General features: G+C 41.9%; 28 protein-coding genes. All 28 read left to right on the forward strand.

Annotated elements, in window-relative coordinates; all coding sequences use genetic code 11:
* Positions 1–110: 110 nt before the first annotated feature.
* The 28 genes from rpsL to rpsM all read left to right on the forward strand — a co-directional run bounded on the left by rpsL (position 111) and on the right by rpsM (position 16627).
* The gene (gene rpsL, locus AC6ER9_RS07535) at positions 111–482 is read left to right on the forward strand and encodes a 30S ribosomal protein S12 (RefSeq protein WP_497074132.1); all 372 of its coding nucleotides are present in this window, start codon (positions 111–113) and stop codon (positions 480–482) included.
* A gap of 18 nt (positions 483–500) precedes the next feature.
* Complete coding sequence (gene rpsG / locus AC6ER9_RS07540) at positions 501–971, forward strand: 30S ribosomal protein S7 (protein WP_497074133.1); 471 nt, start codon at positions 501–503, stop codon at positions 969–971.
* Positions 972–995: 24 nt separating this feature from the next.
* A complete protein-coding gene (gene fusA / locus AC6ER9_RS07545) occupies positions 996–3080 on the forward strand; it encodes an elongation factor G (RefSeq protein ID WP_497074134.1) in 2085 nt (694 codons plus the stop codon).
* Positions 3081–3142: 62 nt separating this feature from the next.
* Entirely contained in the window at positions 3143–4318 is a 1176-nt protein-coding gene (gene tuf, locus AC6ER9_RS07550; RefSeq protein WP_142417119.1) for an elongation factor Tu, read from the forward strand.
* A 61-nt stretch (positions 4319–4379) separates the two neighbouring features.
* Positions 4380–4688, forward strand: coding sequence for a 30S ribosomal protein S10 (gene rpsJ, locus AC6ER9_RS07555; protein WP_005773267.1), 309 nt, complete (start codon positions 4380–4382; stop codon positions 4686–4688).
* Positions 4689–4715: 27 nt separating this feature from the next.
* Complete coding sequence (rplC, locus tag AC6ER9_RS07560) at positions 4716–5453, forward strand: 50S ribosomal protein L3 (protein ID WP_497074135.1); 738 nt, start codon at positions 4716–4718, stop codon at positions 5451–5453.
* 2 nt (positions 5454–5455) lie between these two features.
* Positions 5456–6076 (forward strand): 50S ribosomal protein L4, encoded by a 621-nt coding sequence (gene rplD / locus AC6ER9_RS07565; RefSeq protein ID WP_497074136.1) that lies wholly within the window; start codon positions 5456–5458, stop codon positions 6074–6076.
* Entirely contained in the window at positions 6073–6366 is a 294-nt protein-coding gene (locus AC6ER9_RS07570; protein ID WP_497074137.1) for a 50S ribosomal protein L23, read from the forward strand. The genes rplD and AC6ER9_RS07570 overlap by 4 nt, the downstream gene beginning before the upstream one ends.
* Before the next feature lie 21 nt (positions 6367–6387).
* Complete coding sequence (rplB, locus tag AC6ER9_RS07575) at positions 6388–7221, forward strand: 50S ribosomal protein L2 (protein WP_497074138.1); 834 nt, start codon at positions 6388–6390, stop codon at positions 7219–7221.
* Positions 7222–7236: 15 nt separating this feature from the next.
* The gene (gene rpsS, locus AC6ER9_RS07580) at positions 7237–7515 is read left to right on the forward strand and encodes a 30S ribosomal protein S19 (protein ID WP_497074139.1); all 279 of its coding nucleotides are present in this window, start codon (positions 7237–7239) and stop codon (positions 7513–7515) included.
* A gap of 2 nt (positions 7516–7517) precedes the next feature.
* Positions 7518–7907 carry a 50S ribosomal protein L22 gene (gene rplV, locus AC6ER9_RS07585; protein WP_497074140.1) on the forward strand — a complete coding sequence of 130 codons (390 nt, stop codon included), beginning with the start codon at positions 7518–7520 and terminating at the stop codon, positions 7905–7907.
* Positions 7907–8617, forward strand: coding sequence for a 30S ribosomal protein S3 (gene rpsC / locus AC6ER9_RS07590; protein WP_497074141.1), 711 nt, complete (start codon positions 7907–7909; stop codon positions 8615–8617). Before rplV ends, rpsC begins: the two co-directional genes overlap by 1 nt.
* Positions 8618–8652: 35 nt before the next feature.
* Positions 8653–9066: a 50S ribosomal protein L16 gene (gene rplP, locus AC6ER9_RS07595; protein WP_497074142.1), complete on the forward strand. Its 414-nt coding sequence runs from the start codon at positions 8653–8655 to the stop codon at positions 9064–9066.
* A gap of 12 nt (positions 9067–9078) precedes the next feature.
* Complete coding sequence (gene rpmC, locus AC6ER9_RS07600) at positions 9079–9279, forward strand: 50S ribosomal protein L29 (protein WP_497074143.1); 201 nt, start codon at positions 9079–9081, stop codon at positions 9277–9279.
* A gap of 11 nt (positions 9280–9290) precedes the next feature.
* Positions 9291–9530: a 30S ribosomal protein S17 gene (gene rpsQ / locus AC6ER9_RS07605; protein WP_497074144.1), complete on the forward strand. Its 240-nt coding sequence runs from the start codon at positions 9291–9293 to the stop codon at positions 9528–9530.
* Between the two features lie 143 nt (positions 9531–9673).
* Positions 9674–10042, forward strand: coding sequence for a 50S ribosomal protein L14 (rplN, locus tag AC6ER9_RS07610; protein WP_004855715.1), 369 nt, complete (start codon positions 9674–9676; stop codon positions 10040–10042).
* A gap of 12 nt (positions 10043–10054) precedes the next feature.
* Entirely contained in the window at positions 10055–10369 is a 315-nt protein-coding gene (gene rplX / locus AC6ER9_RS07615) for a 50S ribosomal protein L24 (RefSeq protein WP_497074145.1), read from the forward strand.
* Positions 10362–10919, forward strand: a complete 558-nt coding sequence (rplE, locus tag AC6ER9_RS07620) for a 50S ribosomal protein L5 (RefSeq protein WP_497074146.1) — start codon at positions 10362–10364, stop codon at positions 10917–10919. Before rplX ends, rplE begins: the two co-directional genes overlap by 8 nt.
* Before the next feature lie 24 nt (positions 10920–10943).
* Positions 10944–11249 (forward strand): 30S ribosomal protein S14, encoded by a 306-nt coding sequence (gene rpsN / locus AC6ER9_RS07625; protein ID WP_497074147.1) that lies wholly within the window; start codon positions 10944–10946, stop codon positions 11247–11249.
* 14 nt (positions 11250–11263) lie between these two features.
* Positions 11264–11662 (forward strand): 30S ribosomal protein S8, encoded by a 399-nt coding sequence (rpsH, locus tag AC6ER9_RS07630; RefSeq protein ID WP_497074148.1) that lies wholly within the window; start codon positions 11264–11266, stop codon positions 11660–11662.
* A 38-nt stretch (positions 11663–11700) separates the two neighbouring features.
* The gene (gene rplF / locus AC6ER9_RS07635; protein WP_497074149.1) at positions 11701–12234 is read left to right on the forward strand and encodes a 50S ribosomal protein L6; all 534 of its coding nucleotides are present in this window, start codon (positions 11701–11703) and stop codon (positions 12232–12234) included.
* Between the two features lie 12 nt (positions 12235–12246).
* Positions 12247–12609 (forward strand): 50S ribosomal protein L18, encoded by a 363-nt coding sequence (gene rplR, locus AC6ER9_RS07640; RefSeq protein WP_497074150.1) that lies wholly within the window; start codon positions 12247–12249, stop codon positions 12607–12609.
* A gap of 111 nt (positions 12610–12720) precedes the next feature.
* Positions 12721–13269, forward strand: coding sequence for a 30S ribosomal protein S5 (gene rpsE, locus AC6ER9_RS07645; RefSeq protein ID WP_497074151.1), 549 nt, complete (start codon positions 12721–12723; stop codon positions 13267–13269).
* A gap of 31 nt (positions 13270–13300) precedes the next feature.
* A complete protein-coding gene (gene rpmD / locus AC6ER9_RS07650) occupies positions 13301–13507 on the forward strand; it encodes a 50S ribosomal protein L30 (protein WP_497074152.1) in 207 nt (68 codons plus the stop codon).
* Positions 13508–13527: 20 nt separating this feature from the next.
* Positions 13528–13995 (forward strand): 50S ribosomal protein L15, encoded by a 468-nt coding sequence (rplO, locus tag AC6ER9_RS07655; RefSeq protein ID WP_497074153.1) that lies wholly within the window; start codon positions 13528–13530, stop codon positions 13993–13995.
* 161 nt (positions 13996–14156) lie between these two features.
* A complete protein-coding gene (secY, locus tag AC6ER9_RS07660; protein ID WP_497074154.1) occupies positions 14157–15503 on the forward strand; it encodes a preprotein translocase subunit SecY in 1347 nt (448 codons plus the stop codon).
* The gene (locus tag AC6ER9_RS07665) at positions 15500–16075 is read left to right on the forward strand and encodes an adenylate kinase (protein WP_497074155.1); all 576 of its coding nucleotides are present in this window, start codon (positions 15500–15502) and stop codon (positions 16073–16075) included. Before secY ends, AC6ER9_RS07665 begins: the two co-directional genes overlap by 4 nt.
* A 183-nt stretch (positions 16076–16258) precedes the next feature.
* Positions 16259–16627, forward strand: a complete 369-nt coding sequence (gene rpsM / locus AC6ER9_RS07670) for a 30S ribosomal protein S13 (protein WP_497074156.1) — start codon at positions 16259–16261, stop codon at positions 16625–16627.
* Positions 16628–16735: the final 108 nt, after the last annotated feature.

A 16735-nucleotide genomic window follows, 5' to 3' on the forward strand; every position in this document is an offset into this window, starting at 1 on the left:
CGATTTTGTATGTAGAATCGGTATCCATTTCGATTCTGTTGAAGTGGGTAAAAATAAATAAAAAGCCCAGGTTGGGTAAGAAGAATGTAGATCGAAAAGAGGAAGGTTGCATGCCTACCGTAAACCAATTGATTCGCAAGCCGCGTATAGCGCCAGTTAGACGGAATAAGGTTCCTGCTTTGCAGTCGAATCCACAGAAGCGTGGTGTTTGCACACGTGTTTATACAACAACGCCGAAGAAACCTAACTCTGCTCTTCGTAAGGTTGCTAAGATTCGCTTGACGAATGGATTTGAGGTAATTGGTTATATCCCTGGAGAGGGGCATAATCTTCAAGAGCACTCTGTTGTGATGATTCGTGGTGGTCGTGTGAAGGATTTGCCAGGGGTTCGTTATCACATTATTCGTGGTTTGCTTGATACGCAAGGTGTTAAGAATCGTAAACAGCGTCGTTCAAAATATGGCGCGAAGCGTCCAAAATAATATTGAGAGACAAAGCCAATGTCCCGTCGTCATAGAGCAGAAAAGCGTGAAATTAATCCAGATCCTAAGTTTGGTGATTTGGTTATTATGAAATTTATGAATGCCATTATGTTTGATGGTAAAAAATCAGTTGCAGAGCGTATTGTTTATGGTGCGCTTGATTCTGTAGAGAAAAGAGTGAAAACAGATCCTGTAGAGTTGTTCCATCGGGCCTTAGAGAATGTTTCTCCTCATATTGAGGTTCGTTCACGTCGTGTTGGTGGTGCTACTTATCAAGTTCCAGTTGATGTTCGTCCTGATCGTCGTCAGGCTCTTGCTATTCGTTGGTTGATTTCTGCGGCGCGCGGTCGTAATGAGACAACGATGATTGAGCGTTTATCTGGTGAATTGATGGATGCAGCTAATAATCGTGGTTCTGCTGTGAAAAAACGTGAAGATGTTCATCGTATGGCCGAAGCTAATCGTGCTTTTTCTCACTATCGCTGGTAGAAGTTTTAAACTAAGGCAAATATAATGGCTCGCGAATATAAAATTGAAGATTATCGTAATTTTGGTATTATGGCGCATATTGATGCTGGTAAGACCACAATGACTGAGCGTATTTTGTTCTATACGGGTAAGAATCATAAAATTGGTGAGACCCATGATGGTGCCTCTACGATGGACTGGATGGAGCAAGAGCAGGAGCGCGGTATTACGATTACATCTGCTGCAACGACCACTTTTTGGGAAGGGCGTGATGGTCGCAAGCGCCGCTTCAATATTATTGATACGCCAGGGCACGTCGATTTTACGATTGAGGTTGAGCGTTCTTTGCGTGTTCTTGATGGAGCAATAGCGTTATTAGATGCCAATGCTGGTGTGGAGCCTCAGACAGAAACCGTTTGGCGGCAGGCTGAGAAATATCGTGTGCCTCGCATGGTTTTTGTTAATAAGATGGATAAGATCGGTGCTGATTTCTATCGTAGTGTAGAAATGGTTGGTTCTCGTTTAGGGGCTAAGGCGCTTGTTTTACAGTTACCGATTGGTGCTGAAAATGACTTTGAAGGTGTTGTTGATCTTGTTGAAATGAAAGCTTTAAAGTGGGATGGTTCTATTGGTGCTTCTGCGGTGATCAGTGAAATCCCTTCTGATTTAAAGGAAAAAGCTGAAGAGTATCGCGAGAAGTTGATTGAGATGGCGGTGGAGGTTGATGAGGCTGCGACAGAGGCGTATTTGGAGGGTGTTATGCCAACCAACGAGCAGCTTGTTTCTCTTATTCGTAGGGGAACCGTAGAGGTTCAGTTTCATCCTGTTCTTTGTGGTACAGCTTTTAAAAATAAAGGTATTCAGCCGCTTTTAGATGCTGTTGTTTCTTATCTTCCTTCTCCAATTGATATTCCAGCGATTAAGGGCATCGATGTAAAGACTGAGTTTGAGACGACACGTGAGTTTTCTGATGAGGCTCCACTATCTATGCTTGCTTTTAAAATTATGAATGATCCTTTTGTTGGTTCGTTAACTTTCTGTCGTATTTACTCTGGTAAAGTTCATAAGGGTGTTTCTCTTGAGAATACTGTGAAGAAAAAGAAAGAGCGTTTAGGGCGTATGCTTCAAATGCATTCAAATTCTCGTGAGGATATTGAAGAAGCGTTTGCTGGTGATATTGTTGCTCTTGCTGGTCTTAAGGAAACAACAACAGGTGATACGCTTTGTGATCCTTTAAAGCCTGTTATTTTGGAGCGGATGGAGTTTCCAGAGCCCGTTATTGAGATTGCGATTGAACCAAAGACAAAAGCAGATCAAGAAAAAATGGGTATTGCTCTTAATCGTTTGGCAGCGGAAGATCCTTCATTTCGTGTTAAGTCGGATGAGGAGTCGGGTCAGACTATCATTGCTGGAATGGGTGAACTTCATCTTGATATTATTGTTGATCGTATGCGGCGTGAGTTTAAGGTTGAAGCCAATGTTGGGCAGCCTCAGGTTGCTTATCGTGAGTCAATTACTAAAGTGGCAGAAATTGATTATACACATAAGAAACAATCGGGTGGTGCTGGTCAATTTGCTCGTGTAAAAATTGTTTTTGAACCGCATGAAGGTGATGATTTTATTTTTGAGTTGAAGATTGTTGGTGGTGCTGTTCCTAAAGAATATATTCCAGGCGTCCAAAAGGGAATTGAGAGTGTTATGGGGTCAGGACCTCTTGCAGGATTCCCTATGCTTGGTGTAAAAGCAACGCTTATTGACGGTGGTTATCACGATGTTGATTCTTCTGTGTTGGCTTTTGAAATTGCTGCTCGTGCAGCATTTCGTGATGGAGCAAAGAAGGCTGGTGCACAGCTTCTTGAGCCAATCATGAAAGTGGAAGTTGTTACGCCAGATGATTATGTTGGTGATGTTATTGGTGATCTTAACTCTCGGCGAGGGCAGATTTCAGGAACTGAAGCACGTGGTATTGCAACGGTTGTGAATGCGATGGTTCCTTTGGCAAATATGTTTGGTTATGTGAACAATCTTCGCTCTATGAGTCAGGGGCGTGCACAGTATACAATGCAGTTTGATCATTACGAGCCTGTTCCTTCGGCTGTTGCTTTGGAGATTCAAAAGAAATACGCGTAATTTCAGGTTGGTAATTAATTTTTAACTTAGTCCTTGCTTTGGACGGAAAATGGAGAGCTCAAATGGCGAAGAGCAAGTTTGAACGTACGAAACCACATGTTAATATTGGTACGATTGGTCACGTTGATCATGGGAAGACTTCGTTGACAGCAGCGATTACGAAATTTTTTGGTGAATTTAAAGCTTATGATCAAATTGATGCGGCACCAGAGGAGCGTGCCCGTGGGATTACCATTTCTACAGCACATGTTGAGTATGAAACGGAAAATCGTCACTATGCCCACGTTGATTGTCCAGGACACGCTGACTATGTAAAAAATATGATCACTGGGGCAGCGCAAATGGACGGTGCCATTTTGGTTGTTTCTGCGGCTGATGGTCCTATGCCTCAGACCCGTGAGCATATTTTGCTTGCTCGCCAAGTTGGTGTTCCAGCGATTGTTGTTTTTTTGAATAAAGTTGATCAGGTTGATGATGCAGAGCTTTTGGAGCTTGTAGAGCTTGAGGTTCGTGAGTTATTATCCAAATATGACTTCCCAGGTGATGATATTCCGATTGTTAAAGGTTCTGCATTGGCAGCACTTGAGGATAAAGATAAAAGCATTGGAGAAGATGCGGTTCGTCTTTTAATGAGTGAAGTTGACAGTTATATCCCAACACCTGAGCGTCCTGTTGATCAACCATTTTTGATGCCAATAGAAGATGTTTTTTCTATTTCGGGTCGTGGAACGGTTGTTACGGGTCGTGTTGAACGTGGTATCATTAAAGTTGGAGAAGAAATCGAGATTATCGGCATTCGTCCAACCTCTAAGACGACGGTGACAGGCGTTGAAATGTTCCGCAAGCTTTTAGATCAAGGTCAAGCAGGTGATAATATAGGGGCTCTGCTTCGTGGTGTTGATCGAGAAGGAATTGAGCGTGGTCAAGTATTGGCAAAGCCTGGTTCTGTTACACCACATACCCGTTTTAAAGCAGAGGCTTACATTTTGACGAAAGATGAAGGAGGCCGTCATACGCCCTTTTTCACGAATTATCGTCCACAATTTTACTTCCGTACGACGGATGTTACGGGTATAGTTACGCTTCCTGAAGGAACAGAAATGGTTATGCCAGGCGATAATGTTGCGATGGATGTGTCTCTGATTGTTCCGATAGCGATGGAAGAGAAACTTCGTTTTGCTATTCGTGAAGGTGGTCGTACTGTTGGTGCCGGTATCGTCTCTAAGATCATTGAATAAATAATGTGTGTGGAGCGCCTCGATTATCGAAGGCGCTTTATATGACAGGGAAATAAAGAGCATGAACAGTCAGAATATTCGCATTCGCTTGAAAGCGTTTGATCATAGGATTCTTGATACGTCGACGCGTGAGATTGTATCAACTGCTAAACGGACTGGTGCAAATGTCCGTGGTCCCATTCCGCTTCCGACGCGGATTGAGAAATTTACGGTTAATCGTGGACCGCATATCGATAAGAAGAGTCGTGAGCAGTTTGAGATGCGCACACATAAGCGTCTTCTTGATATTGTTGATCCAACGCCGCAAACAGTGGATGCGCTTATGAAGCTCGATCTTTCTGCTGGTGTGGATGTAGAAATTAAGCTCTGAGGTTTGAGGACAGAAGGAACAGACCCGATGCGTTCAGGTGTAATAGCACAGAAGCTGGGCATGACCCGTATTTATAATGATGCTGGTGAGCATGTGCCGGTGACAGTACTTCGTTTGGAGAATTGTCAAGTCGTTGCTCAGCGTACAGTTGAAAAGAATGGTTATACTGCTGTTCAATTAGGTGTAGGCTTTGCTAAGGTTAAAAATACTTCACAAGCTCTTCGTGGACATTTTGCTAAGGCTTCTGTTGAGCCTAAAGCAAAAATAGCAGAGTTTCGTGTGAGTCCCGATAATCTTCTTGAAGTCGGTACAGAAATTACAGTGGAACATTTTGTTCCAGGACAGAGAGTTGATGTGACCGGTACCAGTATTGGTAAGGGATTTGCTGGAGTTATGAAACGGCATAACTTTGGCGGACATCGCGCTTCTCATGGTAACTCGATCACGCATCGTGCTCATGGTTCTACGGGACAGTGTCAAGATCCTGGTAAAGTTTTTAAAGGTAAAAAAATGGCTGGCCATATGGGGCAGGTGCGTGTAACAACACAGAATATTGAAGTTATTTCCACTGATATTGAGCGTGGTTTGATTTTAGTGCGTGGTGCTGTTTCTGGTTCTAAGGGGTCTTGGATTTTGGTGAGAGATGCTGTAAAAAAGCGTCTTCCTGATAATGCTCCCAAGCCTGCTGGTATTCGCCGTCTTGTAAAGGAGAACACGGAAATGGTTGCTCCGGTGACGGAAGCCTCTGAAGTTGAGGGAGCCTAATAATGGATCTTGTAATTAAAACTCTTGATGGTAATGAAGCTGGTAAATTAAAGGTTTCTGAATCTATCTTTGATCTTGTCCCTCGTGAGGATATTTTGCAACGTGTTGTTCGTTGGCAGCTTGCACGTCGTCAACAGGGAAGTCATCAATCCCAAGGGCGCTCTGATGTATCACGAACGGGAGCAAAGATGTTTAAACAAAAGGGAACTGGGCGTGCTCGGCATTCATCTGCCCGTGCACCACAGTTTCGAGGTGGGGGTAAGGCGCATGGGCCAGTGGTTCGTAGCCATGCGCATGATCTTCCTAAAAGGATTCGTGCTCTTGGGTTGCGTCTTGCTTTATCTGCAAAATTAAAAGCAAAAGATTTAATTATTGTGGATGAGTTGACTGTTAAGGATGCTAAAACGAAAAAGCTTGTTTCTCATTTTTCTAAGCTTGGGTTTAATAATGCTCTCTTGATCGGTGGTAAGGAGATTGATATTAATTTTTTTCGTGCAGCATCGAATATTCCTAATATTGATATCTTACCAATTCAGGGAATTAATGTTTATGATATTTTGCGTCGCAGCAAACTTGTTTTATCAAAGGCAGCTGTTGAGGCTCTTGAGGAGCGTTTTAAATGACAGATCTTCGCCATTATGATATAATTATTAGTCCAGTTATTACTGAAAAGTCGACTATGATTTCTGAATATAATCAAGTTGCTTTTAATGTCGCGCCGAAAGCGACGAAACCTGAAATTAAGGCTGCTGTTGAGGCGCTTTTTAGCGTAAAAGTTGAAGCAGTTAACACGATAGTCCGTAAGGGTAAAGTGAAGCGTTTCAGAGGTATTGTTGGTCGGCAGAGTGATGTAAAAAAAGCGATCGTAACTCTGGCTAGTGGTCAGACTATCGACGTTTCGACAGGTCTTTAAAGAGGCTCGGAGATAGGAATAATGGCACTTAAGCAATTTAATCCAACGACACCTGGGCAACGTCAGCTTGTTATTGTGGAACGTTCTGGTCTTTATAAGGGGAAACCTGTAAAGATACTAACTGAAGGTTTGTCTTCAAAGGGTGGACGTAACAATCGCGGCCGTGTTACGGCTCGTTTTCAGGGTGGTGGCCATAAACGTAGTTATCGGTTTGTTGATTTTAAACGTCTTAAACGTGATGTTTCAGCAAAAGTTGAACGTTTAGAGTATGATCCTAATCGGACTGCTTTTATCGCTTTAATTCGCTATGAAGATGGTCAATTAAGCTATATTCTTGCACCACAGCGTCTTGGTGTTGGCGATTGTGTTGTTGCTGGTTCGAACGTTGATGTTAAACCAGGCAATGCTATGCCCCTTGGTAATATGCCGGTAGGCACAATTATTCATAATGTTGAAATGAAGCCAGGAAAAGGGGGGCAGATTGCACGTTCAGCAGGTGCTTATGCACAGTTGGTTGGACGAGATCACGGTATGGCTATTCTTCGTTTAAATTCTGGTGAACAGCGGTTAGTTCCTAGTAGTTGTTTTGCAACTGTTGGTGCTGTTTCAAATCCGGATCATGGGAATATTAATGATGGTAAGGCAGGTCGGTCCCGTTGGCGTGGTAAGCGTCCGCACGTTCGTGGTGTTGCTATGAACCCTGTTGATCATCCACACGGTGGTGGTGAAGGTCGTACATCGGGGGGACGTCATCCAGTGTCTCCTTGGGGTAAACCTACGAAAGGTAAGCGTACGCGCTCCAATAAAGCCACTGATAAGTTTATTATGCGTACGCGTCATCAACGCAAGAAATGAGAAAGGTAGTCTGAAGTGGTTCGTTCAGTTTGGAAAGGTCCGTTTGTTGACGGCTATCTTCTTGGTAAAGCAGAGAAGGTTCGTGCAAGTGGGCGCAATGAAGTTATAAAAATATGGAGTTGTCGCTCTACTATTTTGCCACAATTTGTTGGATTAACTTTTGGTGTTTACAACGGCAATAAGCATATTCCTGTTTCTGTTTCTGAAGAGATGGTTGGACATAAGTTTGGTGAGTTCGCTCCTACCCGGACTTATTATGGTCATGGTGCCGATAAAAAAGCGAAGAGGAAGTAGGAATGGGAAAAGCTAAGGTTCCGCGCCAGCTTAAAGATAATGAAGCAAAGGCTGTCACACGGACAATTCGTGTTAGTCCGCAAAAGCTTAATTTGGTTGCTGCAATGATTCGTGGTAAAAGAGTTAATGTGGCGCTTGCTGATTTGATGTTTTCGCGTAAACGTATTGCTGTTACTGTGAAAAAAACGCTTGAATCAGCGATTGCAAACGCAGAGAATAACCACGATCTTGATATTGATTCGCTTATTGTAGCAGAGGCTTATGTTGGTAAGTCGATCGTGATGAAACGTTTTCATGTTCGTGGTCGCGGGCGTGCTAGTCGAATTGAGCGTCCATTTTCACATCTTACTATTATTGTTCGTGAAGTTAGCGAAAAAGTGGAGGCCGCGTAATGGGTCAGAAGATCAATCCAATAGGACTTCGTCTTGGTGTTAATCGGACTTGGGATTCTCGTTGGTATGCTGATAGTGGTGAATATGGACGTCTTCTTCATGAAGATTTGAAAATTCGCTCTTATGTGCTTGAAGAGCTTAAACAGGCAGCGATTTCTAAAGTTGTTATTGAGCGCCCTCATAAAAAATGTCGTGTTACAATTCATTCTGCACGTCCTGGTCTCATTATCGGTAAAAAGGGTGCTGATATCGAGAAACTTCGTCGTAAGCTTTCAGAAATGACTAATGCTGAAACTTCATTGAATATTGTGGAGATTCGTAAACCAGAGATTGATGCTACGATTATTGCGCAATCAATTGCTCAGCAGTTAGAGCGTCGTGTTGCTTTTCGTCGTGCGATGAAGCGTGCTGTTCAATCTGCTATGCGTCTTGGGGCGGAAGGTATTCGTATTAACTGTTCTGGTCGTCTTGGTGGTGCTGAAATTGCGCGTATGGAATGGTATCGTGAAGGTCGTGTTCCACTTCATACCTTGCGTTCCGATGTTGATTACGGTACAGCAGAAGCTAAGACTGCTTATGGTATTTGTGGTATTAAAGTTTGGGTCTTTAAGGGTGAGATTCTTGAACATGATCCGATGGCTTCAGAGCGTCGTGCTACGGAAGCTGATCAATCTGGTTCTTCATTGAATCGTCGCCGCGAGAATACTTGATTTTGAGATTGAACTAAAGTTTGGAGTAGAGAACAATGTTGCAACCAAAGCGCACAAAGTTCCGTAAACAGTTCAAGGGCCGTATTCACGGTGTTGCGAAGGGTGGTACGGATTTGAATTTTGGTGCCTACGGTTTGAAGGCTGTTGAGCCGGAGCGGATTACTGCTCGTCAAATTGAAGCGGCGCGTCGTGCAATTACACGTTACATGAAACGCTCTGGTCGTGTGTGGATTCGCATTTTTCCAGATCTTCCTGTTACATCTAAGCCGACGGAAGTTCGTATGGGGAAAGGCAAGGGAAGTGTTGATTATTGGGCAACACGTGTTGCTCCTGGACGCGTTATGTTTGAGCTTGATGGTGTCCCTGAAGACGTTGCACGTGAGGCACTAAGGTTGGGCGCTGCAAAGTTGCCTATAAAAACGCGTTTCATCCAGCGTATTGCTGAATAAAGAGGTTAAGCGATGAAAGCCACAGAGTTACGGGCGCAAACGCTCGACCAAATGAAAGATGAATTGGCTAAGTTAAAAAAAGAGCAATTTAATTTGCGCTTTCAAAAAGCAACAGGTCAGTTAGAAAAGACTGCACGCGTTAGGCAGGTTCGTCGTGATATTGCGCGCATTAAGACTTTTCTTCGTCAAAGATTAAGTGAAAGTAAGGTTTAAGGAAATAAGAGATGCCTAAACGCGTTTTGCAGGGTGTTGTTGTTAGCGACAAAAGCGATAAGACTGTCGTTGTCAAAGTTGAGCGTCGTTATTCTCATCCGCTTCTGAAAAAGACTGTTCGACAGTCTAAAAATTATAAAGCGCATGATGAAAACAACCAATTTAAGATTGGGGATCAAGTTTCTATTCAGGAATCGAGACCAATTTCGAAAGATAAATGTTGGATTGTTGTAAAAGACAATGTAGCGTAATAAGTTGAGTTTATTGTTTTAAAATTTAACAGTGGTTTTTCGTTGATAAATTTGAAGATGATAACTTTGTCGTTATTTGGCAGGAAAATTCGATTGTATAAAAAATATAAGCGGATATATATGTTAAGAAAAGGTGGCCAGTCATGATTCAGATGCAAACAAACCTCGACGTTGCTGATAATTCTGGCGCTCGTCGTGTCATGTGCATCAAAGTATTAGGCGGTTCAAAGCGGAAATATGCTTCGGTCGGTGACATCATTGTTGTTTCGGTCAAAGATGCTATTCCTCGTGGCCGTGTTAAAAAGGGTGATGTTATGAAAGCTGTTGTGGTTCGTACGGCTAAGGATATTCGTCGCGCAGATGGTAGTGTCATTCGTTTTGATAGTAATGCTGCAGTTTTAGTGGATAACAAAAAAGAGCCGATCGGTACGCGTATCTTTGGACCTGTTCCCCGTGAATTGCGTGGGAGGAATCATATGAAGATCATCTCGCTCGCTCCTGAAGTGCTGTAAGGAGTCAATGTTATGCAGAAGATTCGAAAAGGTGATAGAGTTGTTGTTTTGTCCGGTAAGGATAAAGGGTCTAGTGGTGAAGTAATTAAGGTTAGTCCAAAAGAGAATAAGGCTGTTGTTCGTGGGATTAATATGGTTAAGCGTCACCAACGTCAAACACAGAAGCAAGAAGCTGGAATTATTTCTAAAGAAGCTCCGATTGATCTGTCTAATTTGGCAATTGCTGATCCTAAAGATGGTAAGCCTACACGCGTAGGCTTTCGTATGAATGCGGATGGTAATAAAGTACGTTTTGCCAAGCGTTCGGGAGAGTTGATTAATGGCTGAGGAAAGACAAACACCGCGTATGAAAGCGCATTATTTTGAGGTGATTCGTAAAGCACTTCAGGAGAAGTTTAATTACAAAAATGCGATGCAAATTCCGCGGATTGATAAAATTGTAATTAATATGGGGATAGGTGAAGCGACGGCTGATTCGAAAAAACCTTCCCTTGCTGCTGAGGATTTGGGACTTATAACAGGTCAGAAGGCCGTTGTTACCCGTGCGCGTAATTCTATTGCGACCTTTAAGGTTCGTGAAGGAATGCCTCTTGGGGCAAAAGTGACATTGCGGAAAGACCGTATGTTTGAGTTTTTAGATCGTCTTGTTACGATTGCTCTCCCTAGGGTTCGTGACTTTCGTGGTTTAAATCCAAAGAGTTTTGATGGCCGTGGCAATTTTGCTATGGGTATTAAAGAGCACATTGTGTTTCCAGAAATCAACTATGATAAGGTTGATCAAATTTGGGGTATGGATATTATCGTTTGTACGACAGCAAAAACGGATGATGAAGCGCGTGAGTTATTGCGTGCTTTTAATTTTCCTTTTCGTTCGTAACGGCAAATGTAGCGAGGTAAAATTATGGCCAAAGTAAGTGCCGTTGAAAAAAATAAGCGTCGTGAGGTGATGGTGAAGCGTTATGCTGCACGTCGTGCGCGTTTAAAAGCAATCGTTATGGATCAGAAGGTTTCTCTTGAAGAACGTTTTAAAGCTTCTGTTCAATTGGCAGAGTTGCCGCGTAATTCTTCGAAAGTTCGCGTTCGTAATCGCTGTGAGGTTTCAGGTCGTCCTAGGGCTTATTATCGTAAATTAAAAATGTCACGGATTGCATTGCGTGAACTTGGCTCTATTGGTTATATTCCTGGTATTGTAAAGTCTAGTTGGTAAGAGGAGATTATTTAATGTCTATATCAGATCCTCTTGGTGATATGTTAACACGTATTCGTAATGCACTTAGTCGTAAAAAAAGCAAAGTTGTTACTCCAGCTTCAAAGCTTCGTGCGCATGTTCTTGATGTTCTTCAGTCGGAAGGTTATATTCGCGGATATCATCAAATAGATTTAGGTGATGGAAAGGCTGAGCTTGAAATCGAATTGAAGTATTTTGAAGGGTTGGCGGTTATTCGTGAGGTTTCACGTGTATCAAAGCCCGGTCGTCGTGTGTATGTTTCTGCTAAGTCACTTCCACAGGTGGCAAATGGTCTTGGTATTTCGATTTTATCGACTTCTAAAGGTGTTATGGCGGACCATGAAGCGCGTGAACAGAATGTTGGTGGAGAACTCCTTTGTCGTGTTTTCTAAGTGTGTCCAAGAAAACAGAAGAAAAGTAGGTTAGAACAATGTCTCGTATTGGAAAGAAACCCATTTCAATTCCTTCTGGGGTTACTGCTACTGTTGAAGGTCAGCTTGTTAAGGCAAAAGGTCCAAAAGGTGAACTCAGTTACGTCGTTAATGATGAAGTCTTAGTTAAGTTTGAGGAAAATGTTATATCCGTTATGCCGCGGGATCAGTCAAAAGATGCACGCTCTAAATGGGGTATGTCACGCTCAATGATTGAGAATATTTTTTGTGGTGTGAAAGATGGTTTTGAAAAGAGATTGGAAATTAGCGGGGTTGGTTATCGTGCTGCTTTGCAGGGTAAGGATATTCAACTCTCTTTAGGCTTTTCCCATGATGTGGTTTATAAAGTTCCATCAGGTGTTACTGTAACTGTTCCTAAGCCTACAGAGATTGTTGTTTCTGGAATTGATAAACAGCAAGTTGGACAAGTTGCAGCGGAGATTCGCGAATATCGTAGGCCTGAGCCTTATAAAGGTAAAGGTGTTAAACATGCCGATGAACGTATCTTCCGTAAAGAAGGTAAAAAGAAATAAGGATTTTGTATTATGGTTTCATCTAAGGACATTATCCAGCGTCGTGCAAGGCGTGTTCGTCGTAGAATCAAGATGGTTTCTCATGATCGTCCTCGGCTGAGTGTTTATCGTTCAAATCAGAATATTTATGCTCAAGTTATTGATGATTTACGAGGATGTACACTTGTTTCGGCTTCTACTCTTGAAAGTGATTTGAAAAAATCATTAAAAAGTGGTGCTGATAAAGAAGCCGCTTTTGCTGTTGGTAAGTTAATTGCTGAGCGTGCTAAGCAAGCTGGTGTTAATGAAGTGGTTTTTGATCGTGGAGCCTATGTGTATCATGGTCGTATCAAAGCTTTGGCTGAGGCTGCTCGTGAAAGTGGTTTGAACTTTTAAAGTTTCCTATTTACGAATGTATCAGGATACTTTAGAATACTTCATTTAAGTTCTTCTTATCGGATGAAGAGCTTTTTTATCGTGCTTCCGGAAAAGAAAAAGGAATGAGGAATGGCACAAAAAGAACGTAATGATAAAGAAGAACGCGATAATGAATTTGTCGATAGGCTCGTTCATATTAATCGTGTTGCTAAAGTTGTGAAGGGTGGTCGGCGTTTTGGTTTTGCTGCTCTTGTTGTCGTTGGAGATCAAAAGGGGCGTGTGGGTTTTGGACATGGTAAAGCTCGTGAAGTTCCAGAAGCTGTTCGTAAAGCGACGGAATCTGCAAAGCGTGGGATGATTTATGTTCCACTTCGGTCTGGCCGTACATTGCATCATGATCTTGAAGGTCGTCATGGGGCTGGGTGTGTTTTGCTCCGTTCAGCATCTGCTGGTACTGGTATTATTGCTGGGGGGCCGATGCGTGCTATTTTTGAAGCTCTTGGGATGCAGGATGTTGTTGCAAAATCACTAGGATCATCGAATCCTTATAATATGGTTCGTGCGACATTTGATGCATTGAAGCATCAAATGCATCCAAGAGATATTGCTGCTCAACGTGGTATAAAATATTCGACTTTACAGGCGCGTCGTCGCCATTTAGTCGACATAGAAGGGTAGTTTCTGAGATTATCAGAAAAGGAATTAGGAAATGGTTCAGAAAAAATCTCAGAGTGGTAAAACTGTGACGGTAGAGCAAATTGGAAGTCCAATTCGGAATTCACAAATTCAGCGTGCAACCTTGAAGGGGCTTGGACTCAATAAAGTACGTCGGCGGCGCGTTTTGGAAGATACACTTTGTGTGCGGGGTATGATTGCTCAGGTTCGGCATCTTGTTCGCGTTATAGATGAAGATTAAAAGTTGCGGGAGTATTAGATATGAAACTCAATGAACTGCGTGATTGCGAAGGGGCAACAAGAAATCGTAAGCGTGTTGGACGTGGTATTGGTTCGGGTACAGGTAAGACAGGTGGTCGTGGTGTGAAAGGGCAAAGATCGCGTTCTGGTGTTTCTCTTAATGGTTTTGAAGGTGGGCAAATGCCTATCTATCGTCGCTTGCCAAAACGTGGATTTAGGAATTTCTTCGCTAAAACTTACAATGAGGTTTCACTGGGACGTATTCAATTGGCTGTTGATTCAGGTAAGTTAAGTATTGAAAAGCCTGTTGATATGGTTGCTTTGAAAGAGGCTGGTATTATTCGTCGTGTAAAAGATGGGGTTCGTCTTCTTTCTGATGGTGACTTGAAAGCTAAGGTTACCTTTCATGTTTCTGGTGCTTCACAAGCTGCTCGTGCTAAGGTTGAAAAATTGGGTGGCCAAGTTATTTTTCCTGATGTTGTTCGATAGTTTTTTGATATGAATAGTGATTTAAAGAAGAGCTACATCCACTCTTTTGAGTATCTTGTGGGGAATTGTTTAAATTCAGCTATTATTTGTGTATAAAGATATAAGTTTTAGGGTTATACTTCAGTTCTTTAAATCACTGAAGTATGAAGTGGAGACGTTTTATGGCATCAGCGGCAGAGCAATTTGCTTCCAATATAAACTTTGGTACCTTTTCGCGTGCAACTGAATTAAAGAAACGTATCTGGTTTACTCTGGCGGCGCTTCTTGTCTATCGTTTCGGTACTTATATTTCTCTTCCAGGTATTAATATTGATGCTTTGCGGCAAACATTTGAACATCATGCATCAGGTGTGTTAGGACTTTTTAATATGTTTGCTGGGGGCGCTGTTGGGCGTATGGCAATTTTTGCGCTTGGTATTATGCCTTATATATCGGCATCTATTATTGTGCAATTGCTCACGTCCGTTATTCCTTCTTTGGAAATGCTTAAAAAAGAGGGGGAGGTAGGTCGTAAGGTTATTAATCAATATACGCGTTATGTAACAGTCGTATTGGCTATTCTGCAAGCTTTTGGTATTGCGATTGCCCTTGAAAGCGGTATTGGGACAGGGCTTCAAATTGTTGTGGAACCAGGTCTCATGTTTCGTATCTCTTCTGTTATTACGCTTGTTGGCGGGACAATGTTTCTCATGTGGCTTGGAGAGCAAATTACATCACGCGGTGTTGGTAATGGGGTTTCTCTCATCATTTTTACAGGAATCGTAGCCAATTTTCCTTCTACTTTTGCTCAGCTTTTGACCGCGCATAGTCAGGCTGATTTATCGACTTTTCTTTTAATAGGAATTGTTCTTATTGCTGTTTTGGTTATCGGGGTTATTGTTTTTATAGAGCGTGCACAACGGCGAATTCTTATTCAGTATCCGAAACGTCAGGTTGGTAATCAAATGCTTCAAGGTGATATGTCGCATCTTCCTTTAAAATTGAATACTGCTGGTGTTATTCCACCCATTTTTGCTTCATCTTTATTGTTATTACCTGCCACTATTAATAATTTTTCTGATAAAATGCCGCAATGGATTCAGGCGATTTCTTATTCTCTTGGTCATGGACAACCACTCTATATGATTGTTTATGCGTTTTTAATGGCATTTTTTTGCTTTTTTTATACGGCTATTGTATTTAATCCAAGTGATACTGCAGATCAATTGAAAAAACATTCTGGTTTTATTCCAGGAATTCGTCCAGGTGAGCGCACAGCCGAATATATTGATTATGTTTTGACTCGTATTACTGTTGTGGGCGCTATTTATATTATCTTGGTTTGTTTACTTCCTGAATTTATGATATCTGCATTACGGGTTCCTTTTTATCTTGGGGGGACGTCCTTGTTGATTGTTGTGACTGTTACTCTTGATACGGTTGCTCAAATTCAAGGGCACCTTGTTGCACACCAATATGAAGGGTTGATAAAAAAATCAAAACTTCGTGGAGGTCGGAGAAATCGATGAGAATTGTTCTTTTAGGTCCTCCTGGAGCAGGAAAAGGGACGCAAGCTAAAATGCTAAGTGAGGAATATAATGTTCCTCATTTATCAACGGGGGATATATTACGTGAGGTAATTGCCAGAGAAACGGAAATTGGTAAAAAAGCTAAAGCTATTATAAGTTCTGGTGCTTTGGTCCCTGATAGTATTGTTAATCAAATCATATCAGATCGGATTGATGAAGCTGATTGTATAGACGGTTTTATTTTGGATGGATATCCAAGGACTGTAGGGCAGGCAGAGGCATTACAACATATCCTTAAGTCAAAAAATATGCGGCTTGATGCTGTTATTGAATTGTGCGTTGATGAGGACGCATTAATTGAACGTATGAAGAAGCGTGTTCAGGAGACACTAGCAGCTGGTGGACAGGTCCGTTTAGATGATAATCCTGTCGCTTTTGCAAAAAGATTAGTAGAATACCGTGAAAAAACAGCACCCTTATCAAAATTTTATTCAGATAGAGGCATGTTGAAGGTCATTGATGGAATGATTGATATTGCTGAAGTAACGCGTATGATTAAAGATTTTCTTTAATAAGATTTTTTTGAGAAAGCAATGAAAAGAGTTGACTTTTGAGATAAAATCTATCACAAACAATTTAATTTATTTCAATTAAATAAGCGGATTCGGAAGTATTTTTGTTCTGAGTCTATTCTTTTTTGTAAGGTACATCGGGTATTTTATAATAATTTGTCAACATAACTAAGGAGAGTAGGCGTGGCTCGTATCGCTGGCGTCAATATCCCAACAAATAAGCGTGTAATTATTGCGCTTCAATATATTCACGGGATTGGACCAAAATTTGCTCAAGAGATTATTGAAAAGGTTGGTATTCCCATAGGGCGTCGTGTGCATGAGCTTTCGGATGCTGAGGTTTTGCAAATTCGTGAGGCGATAGATCAGGGTTATCAAGTTGAAGGTGATCTTCGCCGTGAAGTTGCTATGAATGTTAAACGTTTGATGGACCTTGGTTGCTATCGCGGATTGCGTCATCGTCGATCTTTGCCTGTTCGAGGACAGCGTACACATACGAATGCTCGTACCCGTAAGGGGCCAGCTAAAGCAATTGCTGGTAAGAAAAAATAAGAATCTTTACGAAAGGTTTTTTTTATGTATTCTTTTTTCTTGTTAAGGTTGGTGTAATAAGAAAAAAGAAGGTGGAGCTGCTGATATTACGGCAGTGATGAGATCGTT

This window comes from Bartonella sp. SL317 (genome assembly GCF_059687655.1).